At 56.9% G+C, this 19,732-nt stretch carries 17 protein-coding genes; 10 read left to right on the top strand and 7 right to left on the bottom strand.

Features of this window, described 5'->3' with window-relative positions:
* Positions 1-24 precede the first annotated feature (24 nt).
* From Q3V30_RS08420 to Q3V30_RS08390, 7 genes are all read left to right on the top strand, one after another.
* On the top strand, positions 25-501 hold the full coding sequence (locus tag Q3V30_RS08420) for an NUDIX domain-containing protein (protein ID WP_306212250.1): 477 nt from the start codon (positions 25-27) through the stop codon (positions 499-501).
* Positions 502-559: 58 nt separating this feature from the next.
* Positions 560-1,663: a tRNA 2-thiouridine(34) synthase MnmA gene (gene mnmA / locus Q3V30_RS08415; protein ID WP_306212248.1), complete on the top strand. Its 1,104-nt coding sequence runs from the start codon at positions 560-562 to the stop codon at positions 1,661-1,663.
* A 98-nt stretch (positions 1,664-1,761) separates the two neighbouring features.
* Positions 1,762-2,406: a high frequency lysogenization protein HflD gene (gene hflD, locus Q3V30_RS08410; RefSeq protein WP_306212247.1), complete on the top strand. Its 645-nt coding sequence runs from the start codon at positions 1,762-1,764 to the stop codon at positions 2,404-2,406.
* A gap of 27 nt (positions 2,407-2,433) precedes the next feature.
* Positions 2,434-3,804: an adenylosuccinate lyase gene (gene purB / locus Q3V30_RS08405; RefSeq protein ID WP_306212244.1), complete on the top strand. Its 1,371-nt coding sequence runs from the start codon at positions 2,434-2,436 to the stop codon at positions 3,802-3,804.
* 126 nt (positions 3,805-3,930) lie between these two features.
* A complete protein-coding gene (phoP, locus tag Q3V30_RS08400) occupies positions 3,931-4,599 on the top strand; it encodes a two-component system response regulator PhoP (RefSeq protein ID WP_306212242.1) in 669 nt (222 codons plus the stop codon).
* A gap of 4 nt (positions 4,600-4,603) precedes the next feature.
* A complete protein-coding gene (gene phoQ / locus Q3V30_RS08395) occupies positions 4,604-6,064 on the top strand; it encodes a two-component system sensor histidine kinase PhoQ (protein ID WP_306212239.1) in 1,461 nt (486 codons plus the stop codon).
* A gap of 91 nt (positions 6,065-6,155) precedes the next feature.
* A complete protein-coding gene (locus Q3V30_RS08390) occupies positions 6,156-7,283 on the top strand; it encodes a ribosomal protein uL16 3-hydroxylase (protein ID WP_306212237.1) in 1,128 nt (375 codons plus the stop codon).
* A gap of 66 nt (positions 7,284-7,349) precedes the next feature.
* Here Q3V30_RS08390 and pepT read toward each other — a convergent pair whose 3' ends face one another.
* Both pepT and Q3V30_RS08380 read right to left on the bottom strand, forming a co-directional pair.
* Positions 7,350-8,582 (bottom strand): peptidase T, encoded by a 1,233-nt coding sequence (gene pepT, locus Q3V30_RS08385; protein WP_306212235.1) that lies wholly within the window; start codon positions 8,580-8,582, stop codon positions 7,350-7,352.
* 113 nt (positions 8,583-8,695) lie between these two features.
* The gene (locus Q3V30_RS08380) at positions 8,696-9,250 is read right to left on the bottom strand and encodes a helix-turn-helix domain-containing protein (protein ID WP_306212233.1); all 555 of its coding nucleotides are present in this window, start codon (positions 9,248-9,250) and stop codon (positions 8,696-8,698) included.
* Positions 9,251-9,344: 94 nt separating this feature from the next.
* On the opposite strand from Q3V30_RS08380, the gene Q3V30_RS08375 reads away from it, so the two are divergent.
* Positions 9,345-10,538 carry a benzoate/H(+) symporter BenE family transporter gene (locus Q3V30_RS08375; protein ID WP_306212231.1) on the top strand — a complete coding sequence of 398 codons (1,194 nt, stop codon included), beginning with the start codon at positions 9,345-9,347 and terminating at the stop codon, positions 10,536-10,538.
* Between the two features lie 182 nt (positions 10,539-10,720).
* Here the strand turns inward: Q3V30_RS08375 and cobB are convergent, their stop codons facing one another.
* From cobB to lolC, 5 genes are read right to left on the bottom strand one after another with little or no spacing between them, the layout of a single operon-like run.
* Positions 10,721-11,554: a Sir2 family NAD+-dependent deacetylase gene (gene cobB, locus Q3V30_RS08370; protein ID WP_306213132.1), complete on the bottom strand. Its 834-nt coding sequence runs from the start codon at positions 11,552-11,554 to the stop codon at positions 10,721-10,723.
* Positions 11,529-12,476, bottom strand: a complete 948-nt coding sequence (gene nagK, locus Q3V30_RS08365; protein WP_306212229.1) for an N-acetylglucosamine kinase — start codon at positions 12,474-12,476, stop codon at positions 11,529-11,531. Before nagK ends, cobB begins: the two co-directional genes overlap by 26 nt.
* A gap of 4 nt (positions 12,477-12,480) precedes the next feature.
* Complete coding sequence (gene lolE, locus Q3V30_RS08360) at positions 12,481-13,725, bottom strand: lipoprotein-releasing ABC transporter permease subunit LolE (RefSeq protein ID WP_306212227.1); 1,245 nt, start codon at positions 13,723-13,725, stop codon at positions 12,481-12,483.
* The gene (lolD, locus tag Q3V30_RS08355) at positions 13,725-14,429 is read right to left on the bottom strand and encodes a lipoprotein-releasing ABC transporter ATP-binding protein LolD (protein WP_306212224.1); all 705 of its coding nucleotides are present in this window, start codon (positions 14,427-14,429) and stop codon (positions 13,725-13,727) included. Before lolD ends, lolE begins: the two co-directional genes overlap by 1 nt.
* Complete coding sequence (gene lolC, locus Q3V30_RS08350; protein WP_306212223.1) at positions 14,422-15,621, bottom strand: lipoprotein-releasing ABC transporter permease subunit LolC; 1,200 nt, start codon at positions 15,619-15,621, stop codon at positions 14,422-14,424. The genes lolD and lolC overlap by 8 nt, the downstream gene beginning before the upstream one ends.
* Positions 15,622-15,887: 266 nt before the next feature.
* On the opposite strand from lolC, the gene Q3V30_RS08345 reads away from it, so the two are divergent.
* Together Q3V30_RS08345 and mfd are read left to right on the top strand one after the other, a co-directional pair.
* On the top strand, positions 15,888-16,097 hold the full coding sequence (locus Q3V30_RS08345; RefSeq protein ID WP_306212221.1) for a hypothetical protein: 210 nt from the start codon (positions 15,888-15,890) through the stop codon (positions 16,095-16,097).
* Positions 16,098-16,172: 75 nt separating this feature from the next.
* Positions 16,173-19,616, top strand: a complete 3,444-nt coding sequence (mfd, locus tag Q3V30_RS08340; protein WP_306212218.1) for a transcription-repair coupling factor — start codon at positions 16,173-16,175, stop codon at positions 19,614-19,616.
* Positions 19,617-19,732 lie beyond the last annotated feature (116 nt).

Below are 19,732 nucleotides of genomic sequence, written 5' to 3'. Positions count from 1 at the left end.
GCCTTTTCAGTTAAGGAGTCAGCCATGTTTAAGCCCCACGTTACCGTCGCAACCGTTGTCCAGGCCGAAGGACAATTTTTAGTGGTGGAAGAGATGGTTCGCGGCCGCGCCACCTGGAACCAACCCGCCGGTCATCTCGAAGCGAATGAAACCTTACTGCAGGCGGCAGCGCGTGAACTGTATGAAGAGACGGGTATTGAAGGCGTCCCGCAGGCTTTTTTACGACTGCATCAGTGGTTAGCGCCCGATAACACCCCTTTTTTACGCTTTCTGTTTGCGCTGGATTTAGAGAAAGTGGTGCCCACTTATCCGCAGGACCGCGATATCGATCGCTGCTGGTGGCTGCCGCCGGAAGAGATTATGACAGCGAAAAAGCTGCGTTCTCCGCTGGTTGCAGAGAGCATCCGGGTTTATCAGCAGGGGCCACGTTATCCGCTGGAGGTGCTGAGCGCATTTCAATGGCCCTATAGCGAGGATGCGCCCGCCGCGGACGCGTGGTAGAATACGCCGCAATTTTAAAGTGCAGCCTTTAACTGCAACTCAAAGTCGGGTACTTCTCATGTCTACCAGCCAGAAAAAAGTGATCGTCGGTATGTCCGGCGGTGTTGACTCCTCCGTTTCCGCCTGGCTGCTCCAGCAGCAAGGTTACCAGGTTGAAGGCCTGTTTATGAAAAATTGGGAGGAGGATGACGGTGAGGAATACTGTACCGCGGCGGAAGATCTGGCCGATGCGCAGGCGGTTTGCGACAAATTAGGCATTTATCTGCACACGGTGAACTTTGCCGCCGAGTACTGGGATAACGTTTTTGAGCACTTCCTGGAAGAGTACAAAGCGGGCCGCACCCCCAATCCCGATATCCTGTGCAATAAAGAGATCAAATTCAAAGCGTTTCTGGAGTTTGCGGCTGAAGATTTAGGCGCAGATTTCATCGCCACCGGACACTATGTCCGTCGCCAGGATGTGGAGGGCAAAAGCCGCCTGCTCCGCGGCCTGGACGACAATAAAGATCAGAGCTACTTCCTCTATACCCTTGGTCACGAGCAAATTGCACAAAGCCTGTTTCCGGTGGGGGAGCTGGCGAAACCAGAGGTCCGTCGCCTGGCGGAAGAGCTGGAGCTGGTGACGGCGAAGAAAAAAGATTCAACCGGCATCTGCTTTATCGGCGAGCGTAAATTCCGCGATTTCCTGGGCCGCTATCTGCCAGCCCAGCCTGGTGCCATCCTCGATCCTGAAGGCGAAGTGGTCGGTGAACATCAGGGGCTGATGTATCATACCCTCGGCCAGCGTAAAGGGCTGGGCATTGGCGGTACCAAAGAAGGCAGCGAAGAGCCGTGGTACGTAGTGGATAAAGATGTCGCTAATAACGTACTCGTGGTGGCGCAGGGACACGATCATCCGCGCCTGATGTCTGTAGGGCTGATTGCCCAACAGCTACACTGGGTTGACCGGGAAACGCTGCAGGCTCCGCTGCGCTGCGCCGTTAAAACGCGTTATCGTCAGGCCGATATTGCCTGCACGGTAACGCCGTTGGGCGAAGATCGCCTGGAGGTTCGCTTTGACGAACCGGTGGCTGCCGTGACGCCGGGCCAGTCTGCGGTATTTTATCTTGGTGAAGTCTGCCTCGGCGGCGGCGTGATTGAAGCGCGCCTGCCGCTGCTTTAAGCCGGAACCCGCGCGGCCCGTCGCCGCGCACTGGACAGCAACAACAGACAATTTCGTAGCGCCTGCTGCAGTCAGCGCAGGCGATGACTGGAGCGACCGTGGCGAAGAATTATTACGATATAACGCTGGCCCTGGCGGGCATCTGCCAGTCTGCGCATCTGGTGCAGCAGCTTGCTCATCAGGGCCACTGCCCGGCTGAGCCGCTGAAAGTTTCGTTGCAAAGCGTGGTGGATCTTAACCCCGCCTCTACTCTTGCTATTTACGGCAATGATGAAGCGAACCTGCGTTTTGGCCTGGAATCCCTGCTGGGCGTGCTGAACAGCAGCAGCCGCCACGGAGCTGGCGCTGAACTGACCCGTTACACCCTCAGCATGATGGTGCTGGAGCGCAAGCTCAGCGCCAATAAAAGCGCGCTGAATGAGTTATCCCAACGTATCGGCCAGCTCGATCGGCAGCTGGCGCACTATGACCTGGAATCTGAAACGCTGCTGAGCGCCATGGCCGCCATCTACGTGGATGTGATAAGCCCCCTTGGCCCGCGCATCCAGGTAACCGGCTCTCCCGCCGTATTGCAGAATGCTCAGATCCAGAGCAAGGTTCGCGCCACGCTGTTAGCCGGTATCCGCTCTGCGGTGCTGTGGCAGCAGGTTGGCGGTGGCCGCCTGCAGCTGATGTTTTCCCGCAATCGCCTCGCCAGTGAGGCGAAGCAAATGCTGTCCCGTATCACCGAGTCTTCACTCTAATTGTTAACCTCTCCAGGAGTTGCACTGATGGAATTATCCTCTCTGACCGCCGTCTCACCCGTTGATGGCCGCTATGGCGACAAAGTCAGCCCATTGCGTGGCATTTTCAGCGAATACGGCTTGCTGAAGTTCCGCGTGGAAGTGGAAGTTCGCTGGTTACAAAAACTGGCTGCCTGCGCAGAGATCAAGGAAGTTCCTGCATTTGATGCCGACGCAAACGCTTTCCTTGATGCGATCGTCGCCAATTTCAACGAAGAAGATGCGGCCCGCATCAAAACGATTGAGCGCACCACTAACCATGATGTGAAAGCGGTTGAGTACTTTCTGAAAGAGAAAGTTGAACCCAATGCCGCACTGCATGCGGTCTCTGAATTCATTCACTTCGCCTGCACCTCTGAAGATATCAACAACCTGTCACACGCGCTGATGCTGGAGACTGCCCGCCGCGAAGTGATCGTTCCTTACTGGACAAAGATCATCGCCGCCGTGAAAGATCTTGCCGTTCAGTACCGTGATATCCCACTGCTTTCCCGCACCCATGGCCAGCCCGCAACGCCCTCCACGCTGGGTAAAGAGATGGCAAACGTCGCCTATCGCTTCGAACGCCAGCTGCGTCAGCTGGAGCGCATCGAGATGCTGGGGAAAATCAACGGCGCAGTTGGCAACTATAATGCACACATCGCCGCTTACCCGGAAGTGGACTGGCACCAGCTGAGCGAAAGCTTTGTGACCTCGCTGGGCATCACCTGGAACCCCTACACCACGCAGATTGAACCGCATGACTATATCGCAGAGCTGTTTGACTGTATGGCGCGCTTCAACACTATCCTGATCGATTTCGATCGTGATGTCTGGGGCTACATTGCGCTGAACCATTTCAGGCAGAAAACGATTGCGGGCGAAATCGGTTCTTCCACCATGCCGCATAAAGTTAACCCGATCGACTTTGAAAATTCGGAAGGTAACCTGGGTCTGGCAAACGCAGTAATGCAGCATCTGGCAAGCAAACTGCCGGTTTCACGCTGGCAGCGCGACCTGACCGACTCTACGGTACTGCGTAACCTGGGCGTGGGCGTGGGCTATGCGCTGATTGCCTATCAGTCCACGCTGAAAGGCATCTCCAAGCTGGAAGTGAACCGTGACCGTCTGCTGGATGAGCTGGATCATAACTGGGAAGTGCTGGCCGAGCCTATTCAGACCGTGATGCGTCGCTACGGCATTGAAAAGCCTTACGAGAAGCTGAAAGAGCTGACCCGGGGCAAACGCGTGGATGCTGCGGGCATGACAGCCTTTATCGACAGCCTTGCGCTGCCGGAAGAAGAGAAAGCCCGTCTGAAACTGATGACCCCGGCAAACTATATCGGCCGCGCGGTACAGATGGTTGATGAGCTGAAGTAACTCCTGCCCTGCGGGCCGGCAGAAGTCGGCTCGCGTTAACCTGCTGTTTACCTGCTTTCACCTATACTTTGACTCAACCTCTGAAAGACTTAACGCCACGATTCTGAAAGACAGAAAGGATAAATTATGCGTGTACTGGTTGTTGAAGATAATCAACTGCTTCGCCATCATCTCGCTGTGCAGCTACGCGATATGGGGCATCAGGTTGATGCGGCGGAAGATGCCAGAGAAGCAGACTATTTTCTCAACGAACATACACCGGATATCACGCTGGTTGATTTAGGGCTGCCTGATGAAGATGGCATGTCACTGATCCGCCGCTGGCGTGGTCAGGATGTCAAGCAACCTATTCTGGTGCTGACTGCCCGTGAAGGGTGGCAGGCGAAGGTAGAAGCGCTTGAAGCGGGTGCAGATGACTATGTCACCAAACCGTTTCACATTGAAGAAGTGGTGGCACGTATGCAGGCGCTGATGCGTCGCAACAGCGGACTGGCTTCGCAAATCATCTCTCTGTCGCCGTTCCAGGTCGATCTTTCCCGTCGTGAACTCACCATCAACGAGCAGCAGATCAAACTGACCGCATTTGAGTACACCATCATTGAAACGCTGATCCGTAACGCGGGCAAAGTGGTCAGCAAAGATTCCCTGATGCTGCAGCTCTACCCGGATGCGGAACTGCGGGAAAGCCACACCATTGACGTCCTGATGGGGCGCCTGCGTAAAAAAATGCAGGCCGAGCATCCTCAGGAGGTGATCACCACCGTTCGCGGTCAGGGCTACAGGTTCGACCTGTAATCCCATGCCAGGCTTACGCCCTAAAACACCCTTCTCACTCCGCGCCCGCTTTTTACTCGCTACGGCCGCCGTGGTGCTGATTATGTCGCTCTCCTACGGCATGGTCGCCGTGGTGGGCTACGTAGTCAGCTTTGATAAAAATACCTACCGGGTGATGCGGGGCGAAAGCAACCTGTTCTTTACGCTGGCACAATGGCAAAACGATACCTTAACCATCGCCAAACCTGAGCGCGTCTCGCTGAATTTCCCCACGCTGGTTTATATCTATAACGAAAAAGGCAAGCTGCTGTGGCAGCTACGCGACGTGCCGGAAATCCGTAATAAAATTAAACGGGAATGGCTGAAGCGCTCCGATTTTTATGAAATCGACACCTCCAACAGCACCAGTCGGCAGGCGCTGGGCAACAACCCGGAAGCGCAGAATAAACTCACCGCTTACGACGATGACAACAACGATACCTTTACCCACTCGGTGGCGGTGAATCGCTATGATGCCACGCCCACTCTGCCCGCGCTGACGATTGTGGTGGTCGATACTATTCCGCAGGAGTTGCAGCATTCGGACGTGGTCTGGTCCTGGTTCAGCTATGTCCTGCTGGTCAACCTGCTGCTGGTTATTCCGCTGCTGTGGCTGGCTGCACACTGGAGCCTGCGGCCAATTGGCGTGCTGGCGGGACAGGTCAGAGAGCTGGAGAGCGGCGCGCGCGAGACGCTGGATCCACATCCGCCGCAGGAGCTGCAAAGCCTGGTGCGCAACCTGAACCTGCTGCTGGATAACGAACGCCAGCGCTATACCCGCTACCGCACCACGCTGAGCGATTTGACCCACAGTCTGAAAACGCCGCTGGCCGTGCTGCAATCCACTTTACGTTCGCTGAGAGGCGGGCAAAACCTCTCTGTTGAGCAGGCGGAGCCGATCATGCTGGAGCAAATCAGCCGGATCTCTCAGCAGACCGGATATTATCTGCATCGCGCCAGCATGCGCTCCGATCACAGCGTGCTGAAGCGAGAGTTGCACTCTGTCCCTGCCCTGCTCGACAGCCTCTGTTCCGCGCTGAATAAGGTTTATCAGCGTAAAGGGGTGGTGCTGACGCTGGATATCTCGCCTGAGCTGACCTTTGTTGGCGAGCACAATGACCTGATGGAAGTGATGGGCAACGTGCTGGACAATGCCTGCAAGTATTGTCTGGAGTTTGTGGAAATCAGCGCCCGCCAGACCGATGATGAACTGCATCTGATTGTGGAAGATGATGGGCCAGGGATCCCGGTCAGCAAACGGGACCTGATTTTCATTCGTGGTCAGCGAGCCGATACGCTGCGGCCGGGCCAGGGGCTTGGGCTGGCGGTCGCCAGGGATATCCTGGAGCAGTACGCCGGAGACATTGTCGCCACCACCAGCGCGCTGGGCGGTGCGCGGATGGAGGTGATCTTTAAACATCAGGAGGGGATCCACGCTGACGAATAGTGCCGCGCGCAAACTCCCCTGCCAAATGCATTACCCTCACACCTCCCGGCACTGTTATAATTAAAGAAATTACGTCTCAGGAAATCTCATCATGGATTATCAGCTCGACCTCGACTGGCCCGACTTTATTCAGCGCTACTGGCAGAAACGTCCGGTGGTGCTTAAGCGCGGATTTAAAAATTTTGTTGATCCCATTTCTCCCGATGAACTCGCCGGTCTGGCAATGGAAAATGAAGTCGACAGCCGCCTGGTCAGCCATCAGGAGGGGAAATGGCAGGTCAGCCACGGCCCGTTCGAGAGCTACGATCACCTGGGTGAAAACAACTGGTCACTGCTGGTGCAGGCGGTAGATCACTGGCATGAGCCCTCTGCTGCGCTGATGCGCCCGTTCAGCTTTCTGCCGGACTGGCGTACCGATGATTTGATGATCTCTTTCTCGGTGCCTGGCGGCGGCGTTGGTCCACACCTGGATCAGTACGATGTGTTTATTATCCAGGGCACCGGCCGTCGCCGCTGGCGCGTGGGTGACAAAGTGCCCATTAAACAGCACTGCCCGCACCCGGACCTGCTGCAGGTTGAGCCTTTTGAGGCGATCATCGATGAAGAGATGGAGCCAGGCGATATTCTCTATATTCCGCCAGGGTTCCCGCATGAAGGCTATTCGCTGGAGAATGCCATCAACTACTCCGTTGGTTTCCGCGCCCCCAGCGGCCGTGAGCTGATCAGCGGCTTTGCCGATTTCGCCATTGCCCGTGAATTAGGCAGCCACCGCTTCAGCGACCCGGATGTTCCTTCACGCGAGCATAAGGCGGAGATCCTGCCGCAGGAGCTGGAAGAAATTCGCGCCATGATGATTGAGGTGATCAACCAGCCGGAGCAGTTTAATCAGTGGTTTGGCGAGTTTATCTCGCAGTCACGCCATGAGCTGGATGTGGCACCGCCGGAGCCGCCTTATCAGCCTGATGAGATCTATGATGCGCTGCAACAGGGCGATAAGCTGACCCGCCTGGGTGGCTTGCGGGTGCTGACGATTGGCACTGCGGTGTTTGTGAACGGCGAACAGATGGAATCACCACATCATGCTGCCCTGACGGCGCTGGCTAATCGGCACACCCTGGGAGCGGACGATCTGGCGGAAGCGCTGGACGATCCTTCCTTCCTGGCGCAGCTTGCCGCGCTGGTGAACTGCGGATACTGGTATTTCAGCGACGAAGAGTAGTGCTCTGCCCGGCAATTCAGGGCGCAGCAGAAGTGAAAAGGCCGGTTAATCCGGCCTTTTTTGCGATCAGCGTCTGGCTTTTTCAGCGGTCAGCGTCGCAATGCGCCTGATGACCGTCACCGCTTTTTCCATATTATTCAGGGAAGCGAACTCATGCTTGCCATGATAGTTATAGCCGCCGGTAAACAAGTTCGGACAAGGCAGCCCCATATAGGATAAGGCCGCGCCATCGGTGCCGCCGCGAATCGGCTTCACGTCGGGTTCGATATCGCATTCGCGCATGGCCTGCAACGCAAGCTCAACAATGTGCGGCTGCGCTTCCACCTTCTCCCGCATATTGAGATAGCTCTCCTCAATTTGAACTTCAATGGCGCAGCCCGGCTGCAAACCTTCGCTGTGCGCGGCGGCCAGCGCCTCCAGATGGCGTTTTCTGGCGGTAAAGCTGGCGAAGTCAAAGTCACGGATAATGTAGTGCAGCTCGGCTTTGTCCACGCTGCCCTTGATGTTGTGCAGATGGTAGAAGCCTTCATAGCCCTCGGTTTTTTCCGGCACCTCATTCTCCGGCATCGCCGCATGAAAGCGCATCGCCAGATCCAGCGCGTTAACCATCACCCCTTTCGCGGTGCCGGGATGGACGTTGTTTCCGGTGATCTTCACCGTGGCGGATGCGGCGTTAAAGTTCTCATATTCGAACTCCCCCATTCCCCCCCCATCCACGGTATAGGCCCACTCTGCGCCGAACGCTGCCACGTCAAAGCAGCTGGTGCCTTTGCCTATCTCTTCATCAGGCGTGAAGGCTATACGAATATCGCCATGGGGGCTGTTGTCCGCTTTCAGCTGCGCGACAGCGGTCATTATTTCCGCTATCCCCGCCTTATCATCCGCCCCCAGCAACGTTTTCCCATCGGTGGTGATCAACGTATGGCCTGTCAGGGTGTGCAGCACAGGGAACATCACGGGCGAGAGAATCTCCTCGCCAGCGCCCAGCGCGATATCGCCGCCCCGGTAATTTTCCACAATCTGCGGATTGACGTTTTTTGCGGTGAAATCGGGCGAAGTATCCATATGCGAGATAAAGCCGATGGTGGGTACTGGCCAGTCAACGTTTGAGGGCAGCGTTGCCATCACAATAGCATGGTCGCTGAGGGTGATATCGCTCAGCCCCAGCGTATGCAGCTCCTGCTGTAACTCCCGAGCCAGTCGCCATTGCCCTTCTGTACTGGGCACCTGACGAACATGGCTCCTGGACTGCGTATCCAGTGAGACATAACGTAAGAAGCGATCGAGTAAATTGTTCATCTGCGTTCCTTCTGAGTCCGGATACCCAGTATGGTAAACCCGGCAGGTTGAAATATTGCGTCAGGTCATTACCGTGACGTGTTATCCGGCAGAGATGACGGCATGGCTTAACTTTAGCGGCTTTTGGGATAATGGATCAGGCTCTGGAAACGTACCGGCTTTGCGGTGTCGTTACGATAGCTGTGCGGGCAGTCCGCCTGAAACCGCAGCCCTTCTCCGCTCTGCAGCCTGTGCTGCTCCTCTCTTACCGTCAGCAGCAGTGAACCTGAGATCACCAACACATGTTCGATCACCCCTGAATCGTGCGCAGAGGAGTCACTGCGCCCGCCCGCCGCCAGTTCAATCTCCAGCATGTCGAAGCCCAGCTCTGCATCAAAGGGAAAGAGCGGCGTCACCTGCATAGTGGCATTCTGCTGCCAGGGCGGCGCGGCGCTGCTGCGCTGTACCTGAGCTGTAGCGGGCGCAGCGGAATCAGAGAGAAAGAGTGAAAACGGCACGTTAAAGCCGGTGGCAATTTTCCACAGCGTGGCGACCGTAGGGCTGGACTCGCCGCGCTCTATCTGGCCCAGCATGGCTTTACTTACGCCCGTTTTCTCTGCTGCCTGCGTCAGGCTCCATTCACGGGAGCTTCGCTGCGTCTTCAGCACTGCACCAATATCGGGGATCATCGCTTTCTCCTTTAACCTGAAAGCAGTCTACCACTTGTATGTTATAACGCACAGTGGTAGCTTGTGCGTTATAACGTACACCTCAGGAGCTCTTATGCGCCCACCGTTCTCCTTCCGACATCTTACTTTCCCGGCCGTGACGGCGGGCTTTGTAGCGGTACTGGTGGGCTATACCAGCTCAGCCGCCATCATCTTTCAGGCGGCGCATGCGGCAGGCGCTTCTGTACTGCAAACCGGCGGCTGGCTCAGCATGCTGGGCATAGCGATGGGGCTGACCTCGTTAAGTCTGTCGCTCTACTATCGCGCGCCGATCCTCACTGCCTGGTCCACCCCCGGCGCGGCTTTGCTGGTAACCAGCCTGCCGGGCACGCCTATTGCCGAAGCCATTGGCGTATTTATTTTCGCCTCTGCTTTGATATTCCTCTGCGGGGTAACCGGGCTGTTTGCGCGTCTGATGCACTACATTCCCCAGGCGCTCTCTGCCGCGATGCTGGCAGGGATCCTGTTGCGGTTTGGCCTGGATGCTTTTGGCGCGCTGCAATCCGACTTCCCCCTGGCCGCCAGCATGTGTCTGGCTTATCTGCTGGCTAAGCGCTGGCTGCCCCGCTACGCCATTGTGCTGACGCTGGTAGCCGGGTTACTGGTGGCGGGAGTGGGCGGAGAAATTCATTTTTCTCCGCAGCCGGTCAGCTTTACCCTGCCGCAATTTATCGCTCCGCACTTTACGTTTTCAACGCTGATGGGCATTGGTATTCCGTTTTTTGTAGTCACAATGGCTTCGCAGAATGCGCCTGGCGTAGCAACATTAAAGGCAGCAGGTTATCAGGTACCGGTATCGCCACTGATGAGCTGGACAGGTTTTGTCTCGCTGCTGCTCTCTCCGTTTGGCGGCTTTTCTGTCTGTATCGCCGCCATAACTGCGGCGATATGTATGGGTCCTGAAGTCCATCCGGACCCGAAAAAACGTTACTGGGGCGCGGCTTGTGCAGGCTTTTTCTATCTGCTGGCGGGCATATTTGGCGGAGCAATCGGCCAGCTGTTCAGCGCCCTGCCGTCCGCGCTGATCCACACCATAGCGGGACTTGCACTGTTGGGCACGATTGCAGGCAGCCTGCAGCGCGCGTTAGCCGATGAGAAACAGCGGGAGGCGGCGGTGATAACGTTTCTGATCACCGCTTCAGGCGTGAGTTTACTGGGCGTGGGGGCAGCTTTCTGGGGGCTGATCGGCGGCGCGATAGCGTATCTGATCCTCTCTCTGCCAGAGAGGAGACAGCGTGAACCGGCTTAAGCAGAGAGAGAAATCGTCAGGCAGAACGCGGCACATGAGCATACCGGGAACGCCCCATGGCCTGAGCACAACAGCAGCGCCCCGGGCAGAACGTTGGCGGCTCAGATACAGAGAGAACTTTTTAAGCAGAAAAGTAGCGGGGTTTTTCTGATACCCCGCCCTGAAAGAAACAGAGGCTGAACTTATCTGCCAATCTTCGCCAGCAGGTTATGCACAAACTTCGGCACCACTTCGCTGGCTAAACCGTACTCTTTCTCTTCGAACTCACTGCCAACCTGGCTGGGTTCAAGATTCAGCTCTACGGTATGCGCCCCCTGCAGTTTCGCCTCATGTACAAAGCCTGCCGCCGGATAAACGTGCCCGGAGGTACCGATTGAGATGAAATAGTCCGCTTCGCTTAGCGCGGAATAGATCTCATCCATTTGCAGCGGCATCTCGCCAAACCAGACCACATGTGGTCGCAGCACTGAAGGGAACTGGCAACAGTGACAACGGTCGTCCGGCTTCACGTCGTCGGACCAGTGCAGGATCTGGCCGCTCGTCGCGCAGCGAACCTTCAGCAGCTCACCATGCATATGGATCACATGACGGTTACCAGCCTGCTCATGCAGGTTATCAATATTTTGCGTTACCAGCAGGAAACGATCGCCAAGCACCGCTTCCAGCTCGGCCAGCGCATCGTGCGCGGCATTGGGGTGAATATCGGGCTGCTGCAGCTGTCGGCGGCGGGCATTGTAAAACGCCTGCACTCTCTGCGGATCGCGCGCAAACCCTTCAGGCGTGGCGACATCCTCAACCTTATGCTCTTCCCAGAGTCCATCCGCAGCGCGAAAGGTGCGAATACCCGATTCTGCGGAGATCCCCGCGCCGGTCAGCACCACGACACGCGGCAAGGGGTGTTGGGCGATCTCTATATTTCGGTCACGCTCAAAAATACGCTGACGAAAACGTTGATGCACCTGACGTCGGGTCTTTTTGTAACGTGCCAGCCTAAGTCGGCGACGGGGTGTACGCATCATAATTCCTCTCTTCCTTAACGTGCAGGAATGCGGCACCGCGCATTCCGCCTGCGTCTCCATGACGCGCTTTTTCAAATCTTGGCGGTTTAGCCACCGGCAGCAGATACTTGCTGACCCGATCGCTCAACCCTTCATAAAGCGCGTCGAAATTGGACAGTCCACCGCCGAGCACGACCAGGTGAGGGTCTGCCAGCGTCAGCAAATTACCCAGGCATACCGCTAACAGCTCCCGGTAACGCTCCGTATGGGCGACAGCTTGCGCATCCCCCTGATAATAGCGGGTGATAATCTCGGGTGCACTGAGAGCCTGCTGATAATGCAGCTGCCAGAGACGGGAGAACCCGGGGCCAGAGAGCCAGGAATCTATGCACCCTCTCTTACCACAGCCGCAAAGCGGCTGTGCTGTCTGCTGCCCCAGCACATCGAGGGCATCTATCGGCAGGCGCATGTGGCCGAATTCGCCCACCACATAATTGCGCCCGGTCATGGGCTTACCCTCTACAATCAGCCCACCGCCGACACCGGTACCGAGGATTAGTCCCATCACCACCGGATAAGCCTGGAATTCATCATCCCAGGCCTCGGAGAGGGCAAAACAGTTGGCGTCGTTATCGATGCGCACCTGACGACCTGTCCTGGCCGTCAGGTCGGCCCCTAACGTCCGGCCTGTTGCTGCCGGGAGGTTAGCAGAGAAGAGCGTGCCATTATCCGGTACCGGAATGCCCGGCACCCCAAGCCCAATGCTACCTCTTTCGCCACAAAACAGATCGGCCTCTTCCGTGAGCGAAACCAGCAGATCCAGCAGCGCCGGATAGTCGTTCTTCGGCGTGGCAACCCGCTTGCTCCAGACCTGCTGACGCTGAAGATTGTAGATGCCCAGCGCGATTTTGCTGCCGCCCACGTCGAAACCGTAATACATAATGCTATTGTCCGCTTAAGACGCGAGCCGGGTCGATTCGGCTGGCGCGTCGGGCTGGATACCAGCTGGCGATCAGGCTGAGCACCAGCGAAGTGACAAGCACAGTGGCCACGTCCAGCCAGTGCACTTCCGAGGGGAGAAAATCGATAAAGTAGATATCGCCCGAGAGAAAATGATAGCCCGTTAAGGTTTCAACTCCGCGAATAATCGGCGTAAGGTTAAACGCCGCCAGCACGCCAACCACCACGCCACTGACGCTGCCCACCAGCCCGGCCATCAGGCCGTACCAGACAAAGATAGCGCGGATCAGCCCATCTTTCGCCCCCAGCGTACGCAATACGGCGATATCGCCGCTCTTGTCTTTTACCGCCATCACCAGCGTGGAGACGATGTTAAAGCAGGCTACGCCAATCACCAGCACCATCGCCAGATACATGATGGCGCGGATCATCTGGATATCGCGGTACATATAGCCGTAAGTCCCGATCCAGCTGCGGATGTAAACATAAGAGTGGGTCACTTCGCCCGCATCACGCACCAGTTTTTGCGCGGCAAACGGATCGCTCATTTTCAGCGCAATGCCCGTGACGTTGTCACCCATTGCCAGATAATTTTGCGCATCACCCAGCGGAACCAGCGCCAGACTGTGGTCCAGCATGCCGCTCAATGCCAGGATGCCGCTCACCTGTAGCCGCACGCGTTTCGGTTGCAGCAGCTTATGCTCAGGATCGCTGTTGGGGATCATGATAGTCAGCCAGTCGCCCTGCTTCAGCTTCAGGCTGTCCGCCACCCCTTTCCCCAGGATGATCTGCTGTTTGCCGGCGCTGAAGCTCTGCCAGGCATTGTTTTGCACGTAAGCCGGCAGCGCGCTCAGCCTGCTTTCCTGCTTAGGGTCTACGCCTTTGACCTGAATCGCCTGCAGTTTCGCGCCGCTCTCAATCAGCCCGGTAAAGTTGATGTAAGGCGCCGCAGCGGCAATGCCTTTCACCTGTTCCACTTTCGGCAACAGTGCCTGCCAGCCGGTAAAAGGCTGATTAACCGGCTCGATTTCCCCATGGGGTACCACTGCAAGGATGCGGTTATTCAGTTCGCGCTCAAAACCGTTCATGGCGCTCAGGCCCACAATCAGCACCGCCACGCCCAGCGCAATACCCACGGTTGAGATCACCGAAATCAGCGAGACCATGCCGCTGCGGCGGCGCCCACGACTGAAGCGCAGGCCTAAAAGAAGGGAAAGATTGCCTGCCATTACGCTATCCCTGCCAGCGTCACATCGCCAGTAAGCTGTCCGTCACGCATCTCCATCTGACGGTTGAGACGCTTCGCCAGCTGCAGATCGTGGGTCACCACCAGGAATGCGGTGCCCTGACGCACATTCAATTCCCCCAGCAGATCAAAAATGGCGTCTGCATTGCGGGCATCCAGGTTACCTGTCGGCTCATCGGCTAATACCAGGCGGGGATTGTTAACCAGGGCGCGGGCGATCGCCACACGCTGACGCTCGCCGCCGGAAAGCTCCGAGGGACGATGTTTAGCGCGTTTATCCAGGCCTACCGCACTGAGCATCTGCATCGCTTTTGCTTCAGCTTCCGCCTTAGCGACTTTGCCAATCAGCAGCGGCATCGCCACATTCTCCATCGCGCTGAAGTCCGGAAGCAGATGGTGAAACTGGTAGATAAAGCCCAGCTCGCGGTTACGCAGCTCAGCTTTTGCTGCTGAGCTCATGCCGTTCAGCGACTGACCGTTGAACACCACCTCACCGGAGGTTGGCGTATCCAGCCCGCCCAACAGATGCATCAGGGTACTTTTGCCGGAGCCGGAGCTGCCGACAATCGCCATCATCTCGCCCGGCGCTACGCTGAAAGAGACATCGCGCAGCACATCCGTCTGGACGCTCCCTTCCTGATAGCGTTTGCACAGGTTATTGCACTGCAACAAAATCGAGTTACTCATAACGTAAAGCCTCAGCGGGTTGAACGGCGGCCGCGCGCCAGGAAGGGTAAAGCGTAGAGAGCAGCGCCACGACCATCGCCGTCACAACAATGGTTATCACCTGTGGAACAGAAATAGCGACCGGCAGCGCCGCGCCATCCAGGAAGGCGCCGATCAGCGGCATCAGATTATTCAGCTGGCTGGCCAGCAAAACGCCAAGCAGCGCGCCGATCAGGGAACCTACGATACCGGCGGTTGCCCCCTGCACCATAAATACCATCACGATCTGTCGGCGGGTCAGGCCCTGGGTTTGCAGGATCGCCACTTCGCCCTGCTTTTCCATTATCAGCAGGCCGAGCGAAGTAATAATATTGAACGCCGCTACCGCCACGATCAGGCTCAGCAGCAGCCCCATCATGTTCTTCTCCATGCGTACAGCCTGGAACAGCTCGCCTTTGCGTTCACGCCAGTCTTTCCACACCAGCCCGTCCGGTAGTTTCTGCTGGCTTAATCTGTCAACCTGCAGAGGCTTATCGAGCCACAGACGCCAGCCGGTGATGTTGCCTGCCGGGTAACGCATCAGACGGGAGGCATCCTGCTGATTGACCAGAATCTGATAACCATCCACTTCGCTGTTTGCCGCAAAGGTTCCCGCTACCGTGAACAGCCGCTGGCTTGGCAGACGCCCCATCGGGGTGAACTGGCTGGCAGAGGGCACCATCAGGCGCAGCTGCTCGCCGCGCTTGACGCCAAGCTGACTGGCCAGCTGTTCGCCGATAATGACGTTGTACTGCCCCGCCTGCAGGCTGCTCTGCTTCACATTGACCAGATAAGGAGTCAGAGGATCAGGCTCATCGGGGTTGATGCCCAGCATCACGCCCACGCCCACGCTGCGCGCGCTTTGCAGCACCACGTCACCGGTGGTCAGCGGGGTGATTTTTTTCACGCCTTCAAGCGCCAGTGAACTGGCCGGGACCTGTTGCGGGTTGAAAGAGCCTTTCTCGCTGACGATCAGCGCCTGAGGCATCAGATTAAGCGTGCTCTTTTCCAGCTCCTGCTCAAAACCATTCATCACCGACAGCACGGTGACCAGCGCCAGCACTCCGAGGGTGATGCCGATAGCGGAGAGCCAGGAAACAAACCGGCCGAAGCGGTCTGAAGCTCGTCCACGCATATAACGCAGACCGATAAATAACGCGACAGGTTGATACATATAATCCGTCTTCTGGCAAAGCGTTAGCAAAAAGTGATCGAAGATAATAAAGGACAGGCGGTCGTTATGGAACCTCTAAGCTGCTGACTCTGCTGCTTTGTTTTGTCAGCAAAGGCAACAAGCGCGTTTATTGCGCCGGTATCGACTAAAAAACAGTCTTTAATTGCTTAATTGTTGCACGCAAATCAGCATAGACTGAGATTAATCCCTCTCTGAAAGAGGGTGTACTGTTGGTGCCAGAGCGAGCAAGCGCAGGAGTGGTAAAGATGTCTAAATATCCCAAAGGCAGCATTGTCAGACATAAAACGGGCGACATCAAAGGAATGGTTGTCAATGTGTTCGAACAGGGCGATGGCGCGGCGGGCTATTATGTGAAATGGGATGATGGCAACCACAGTTATCACGGTGAAAAAGAGCTGATTTGGGCAAACATTGACCGCCCCAGAATGCACTACACCCAACAATCGCCGAAATAGAGGTATACTCCTGTTAGCTAAAGGGGAACAGCCGTTCCCTGCTCTCCATTTCGCGAAGAGACCGTCTGACTGATTATGCCTGAACACTATCGATACACCCTGCCCGTCAAAGCAGGTGACCAGCGCCAGTTAGGGCAACTGACCGGCGCCGCCTGCGCGGTGGAATGCGCCGAGATCGTTGAGCGCCATTCTGGCCCGGTGATGCTAATCGCCCCCGACATGCAAAACGCGCTCCGTCTGCATGATGAAATCAAACAGTTTACCGATGAGCCGGTGCTGAGCCTGGCTGACTGGGAAACGCTGCCCTTCGACAGCTTCTCCCCGCACCAGGATATTATCTCCTCCCGCCTCTCCACGCTTTATCAACTGCCGATGATGGAGCGCGGCGTGCTGATTGTGCCGGTGAATACGCTGATGCAGCGCGTCTGCCCGCACAGTTTCCTGCATGGCCACGCGCTGGTGATGAAGAAAGGCCAGCGGCTCTCCAGAGACACGCTTCGCGCGCAGCTCGAACAGGCTGGTTATCGTCACGTTGATCAGGTGATGGAGCATGGTGAATACGCCACCCGCGGCGCGCTGCTCGATCTCTATCCGATGGGCAGCGACCAGCCCTACCGCATCGACTTCTTTGATGATGAGATTGACAGCCTGCGGCTGTTTGACGTCGATACGCAGCGCACGCTGGAAGAGGTACCCGCCGTAAACCTGCTGCCAGCCCACGAGTTCCCGACGGATAAAACGGCCATTGAGCTGTTCCGCACCCAGTGGCGTGAACATTTCGACGTCAGGCGCGAGTCCGAGCACATCTATCAGCAGGTCAGTAAAGGGACGCTGCCGACCGGTATCGAATACTGGCAGCCGCTCTTTTTTGAGCAGCCGCTGCCCGCGCTCTTCAGCTATCTGCCAGAGAACACCCTGCTGGTGAATACCGGCGAGCTGGAAAGCAGTGCCGATCGCTTCCTGCTGGACGTCACCTCGCGCTATGAAAGCCGCCGGGTTGATCCAATGCGTCCCCTTCTGCCGCCGGAAAAGCTCTGGTTACGCACCGACGAGCTGTTTAGCGAGCTGAAAAAATGGCCGCGCGTGCAGCTGAAAAGCGACCTGCTGCCGGAGAAAGCGGCCAATACCAATCTGCAGTATCAGACGCTGCCGGATCTGGCGGTGCAGGCTCAGGCCAAAGCGCCGCTGGATGCGCTGCGTCGTTTTTTGGAAGAGTTCGCGGGCCCGGTGGTGTTCTCCGTCGAGAGCGAAGGCCGCCGTGAGGCGTTACAGGAGCTGCTGGCGCGGATTAAAATCCTGCCCAAATCGGTTCATGCTCTCTCCGCGGCCAGTGCTGCCGGTCACTATCTGATGATTGGCGCCAGTGAGAAAGGGTTTGTGGATGGTCTGCGCCAGCGCGCGCTGATTTGTGAAGGTGATTTGCTGGGCGAGCGCGTCAGCCGTCGCCGTCAGGATAACCGCCGCACCATCAACCCGGATGTTCTGATCCGCAACCTGGCGGAACTGCATCCCGGTCAGCCTGTGGTGCATCTGGAGCATGGTGTGGGCCGCTACATGGGGCTAACCACCTTAGAGACTGGCGGTATCACCGCCGAATATCTGATGCTGACCTATGCCGGTGATGCCAAGCTCTATGTGCCGGTCTCTTCCCTGCATCTGATTAGCCGCTATGCAGGGGGCGCGGATGATAATGCGCCGCTGCATAAATTAGGCAGCGATGCCTGGTCACGCGCACGCCAGAAAGCAGCCGAAAAAGTGCGTGACGTGGCAGCCGAACTGCTGGATATCTATGCCCAGCGCGAAGCAAAAGCTGGCTTCGCCTTTAAGCATGATAAAGAGCAGTATCAGCTTTTCTGTGAAAGTTTCCCGTTCGAAACCACGCCAGACCAGGCGCAGGCGATCAATGCCGTGCTGAGCGATATGTGCCAGCCGCTGGCGATGGACAGGCTGGTGTGTGGCGACGTGGGCTTCGGCAAAACCGAAGTGGCGATGCGTGCCGCCTTCCTGGCGGTGGAAAACAACAAGCAGGTGGCGGTGCTGGTACCTACCACCCTGCTTGCTCAGCAGCATTATGACAATTTCCGCGACCGCTTCGCCAACTGGCCGGTACGCATTGAGATGCTCTCCCGCTTCCGTACCGCCAAAGAGCAGGCGCAAATCCTTGAACAGGCCCGCGAAGGCAAAATCGATATCCTTATCGGTACGCACAAGCTGCTGGGCACCGAGATTAAATGGCGTGATTTAGGCCTGCTGATTGTCGATGAAGAGCACCGCTTCGGCGTGCGCCACAAGGAGCGCATCAAAGCGATGCGCGCCGATGTGGATATCCTGACGCTGACTGCCACGCCAATCCCCCGCACGCTGAATATGGCGATGAGCGGCATGCGCGACCTGTCGATTATTGCCACGCCACCCGCTCGCCGTCTGGCGGTCAAAACTTTTGTGCGTGAATACGATAATCTGGTGGTGCGTGAAGCTATCCTGCGTGAAGTGCTGCGCGGCGGCCAGGTTTACTACCTCTACAATGATGTGGAAAACATCGAGAAAGCGGCGCACCGCCTTTCAGAACTCATTCCTGAGGCGCGGGTCACCGTAGGTCACGGCCAGATGCGCGAACGCGAGCTGGAGCGGGTGATGAACGATTTCCACCATCAGCGCTTTAACGTGCTGGTGTGCACCACGATTATTGAAACCGGCATCGATATTCCCACAGCCAATACCATTATTATTGAGCGGGCGGACCACTTTGGTCTGGCGCAGCTTCACCAGTTACGTGGCCGCGTAGGCCGTTCGCATCACCAGGCCTACGCCTGGCTGCTGACGCCGCATCCAAAAGCGATGACCACCGACGCCCATAAACGTCTGGAAGCGATCGCCTCTCTGGAGGATTTGGGTGCCGGATTTGCCCTGGCAACGCACGATCTTGAGATCCGCGGCGCCGGTGAGCTGCTGGGTGAAGATCAGAGCGGACAGATGGAAACCATCGGCTTCTCGCTCTATATGGAGCTGCTGGAGAACGCGGTGGATGCGCTGAAAGAGGGGCGCGAGCCTTCGCTGGAGGATCTGACCAACAGCCAGACCGACATCGAGCTGCGCATGCCTGCCCTGCTGCCTGAAGACTTTATTCCTGATGTTAATACGCGGCTGTCGTTCTATAAACGCATTGCCAGCGCTCAGGAAGAGGGTGAGCTGGACGATCTGAAGGTTGAGCTGATTGACCGTTTTGGCAACCTGCCGGATGCCGCCCGTAACCTGCTGGATATTGCTGCCCTGCGTCTGGTAGCGAAGAAAATAGGTATTCGCCGCGTCGAGGCAAGCGATAAAGGCGGATTCATTGAGTTTGCCGAGAAGAACGCAGCGGATCCTGGCTGGCTGATTGGGCTGCTGCAGAAAGAGCCGCAGCACTGGCGTCTGGATGGGCCAACCAAAATCAAGTTTATCCGGGATCTGGCAGAGCGGAAGGAACGGATGAAATGGGTGCGGGACTTTATGGCGCAGATTCTGGCGAATGCCGCCTGAGTTAACGCCAATATAAGAGCGGCTTACGCCTGATGCTGGTCACTTAAGGTGACCGGCAGTTTTTCCACTGAAGCTCAGCTGACACGGCAGATAATCCCCTTTCAGATGCGTTGCCA

Source organism: Erwinia pyri (assembly GCF_030758455.1).
Lineage (GTDB): Bacteria > Pseudomonadota > Gammaproteobacteria > Enterobacterales > Enterobacteriaceae > Erwinia > Erwinia pyri.
The sequence above is the reverse complement of the archived record's forward strand: the minus strand, read 5'-3'. Positions and strand labels throughout refer to the sequence as shown.

Bases quoted from the DNA above. Each gene is read 5' to 3' on its own strand.
- cobB (WP_306213132.1), bottom strand. From the start codon at position 11,554: ATGCGTACACCCCGTCGCCGACTTAGGCTGGCACGTTACAAAAAGACC.
- lolD (WP_306212224.1), bottom strand. From the start codon at position 14,429: ATGAGTAACTCGATTTTGTTGCAGTGCAATAACCTGTGCAAACGCTAT.
- nagK (WP_306212229.1), bottom strand. From the start codon at position 12,476: ATGTATTACGGTTTCGACGTGGGCGGCAGCAAAATCGCGCTGGGCATC.
- mfd (WP_306212218.1), top strand. From the start codon at position 16,173: ATGCCTGAACACTATCGATACACCCTGCCCGTCAAAGCAGGTGACCAG.
- Q3V30_RS08380 (WP_306212233.1), bottom strand. From the start codon at position 9,250: ATGATCCCCGATATTGGTGCAGTGCTGAAGACGCAGCGAAGCTCCCGT.
- lolE (WP_306212227.1), bottom strand. From the start codon at position 13,725: ATGGCAGGCAATCTTTCCCTTCTTTTAGGCCTGCGCTTCAGTCGTGGG.
- Q3V30_RS08375 (WP_306212231.1), top strand. From the start codon at position 9,345: ATGCGCCCACCGTTCTCCTTCCGACATCTTACTTTCCCGGCCGTGACG.
- purB (WP_306212244.1), top strand. From the start codon at position 2,434: ATGGAATTATCCTCTCTGACCGCCGTCTCACCCGTTGATGGCCGCTAT.
- Q3V30_RS08345 (WP_306212221.1), top strand. From the start codon at position 15,888: ATGTCTAAATATCCCAAAGGCAGCATTGTCAGACATAAAACGGGCGAC.
- mnmA (WP_306212248.1), top strand. From the start codon at position 560: ATGTCTACCAGCCAGAAAAAAGTGATCGTCGGTATGTCCGGCGGTGTT.
- phoP (WP_306212242.1), top strand. From the start codon at position 3,931: ATGCGTGTACTGGTTGTTGAAGATAATCAACTGCTTCGCCATCATCTC.
- lolC (WP_306212223.1), bottom strand. From the start codon at position 15,621: ATGTATCAACCTGTCGCGTTATTTATCGGTCTGCGTTATATGCGTGGA.
- phoQ (WP_306212239.1), top strand. From the start codon at position 4,604: ATGCCAGGCTTACGCCCTAAAACACCCTTCTCACTCCGCGCCCGCTTT.
- pepT (WP_306212235.1), bottom strand. From the start codon at position 8,582: ATGAACAATTTACTCGATCGCTTCTTACGTTATGTCTCACTGGATACG.
- Q3V30_RS08390 (WP_306212237.1), top strand. From the start codon at position 6,156: ATGGATTATCAGCTCGACCTCGACTGGCCCGACTTTATTCAGCGCTAC.
- Q3V30_RS08420 (WP_306212250.1), top strand. From the start codon at position 25: ATGTTTAAGCCCCACGTTACCGTCGCAACCGTTGTCCAGGCCGAAGGA.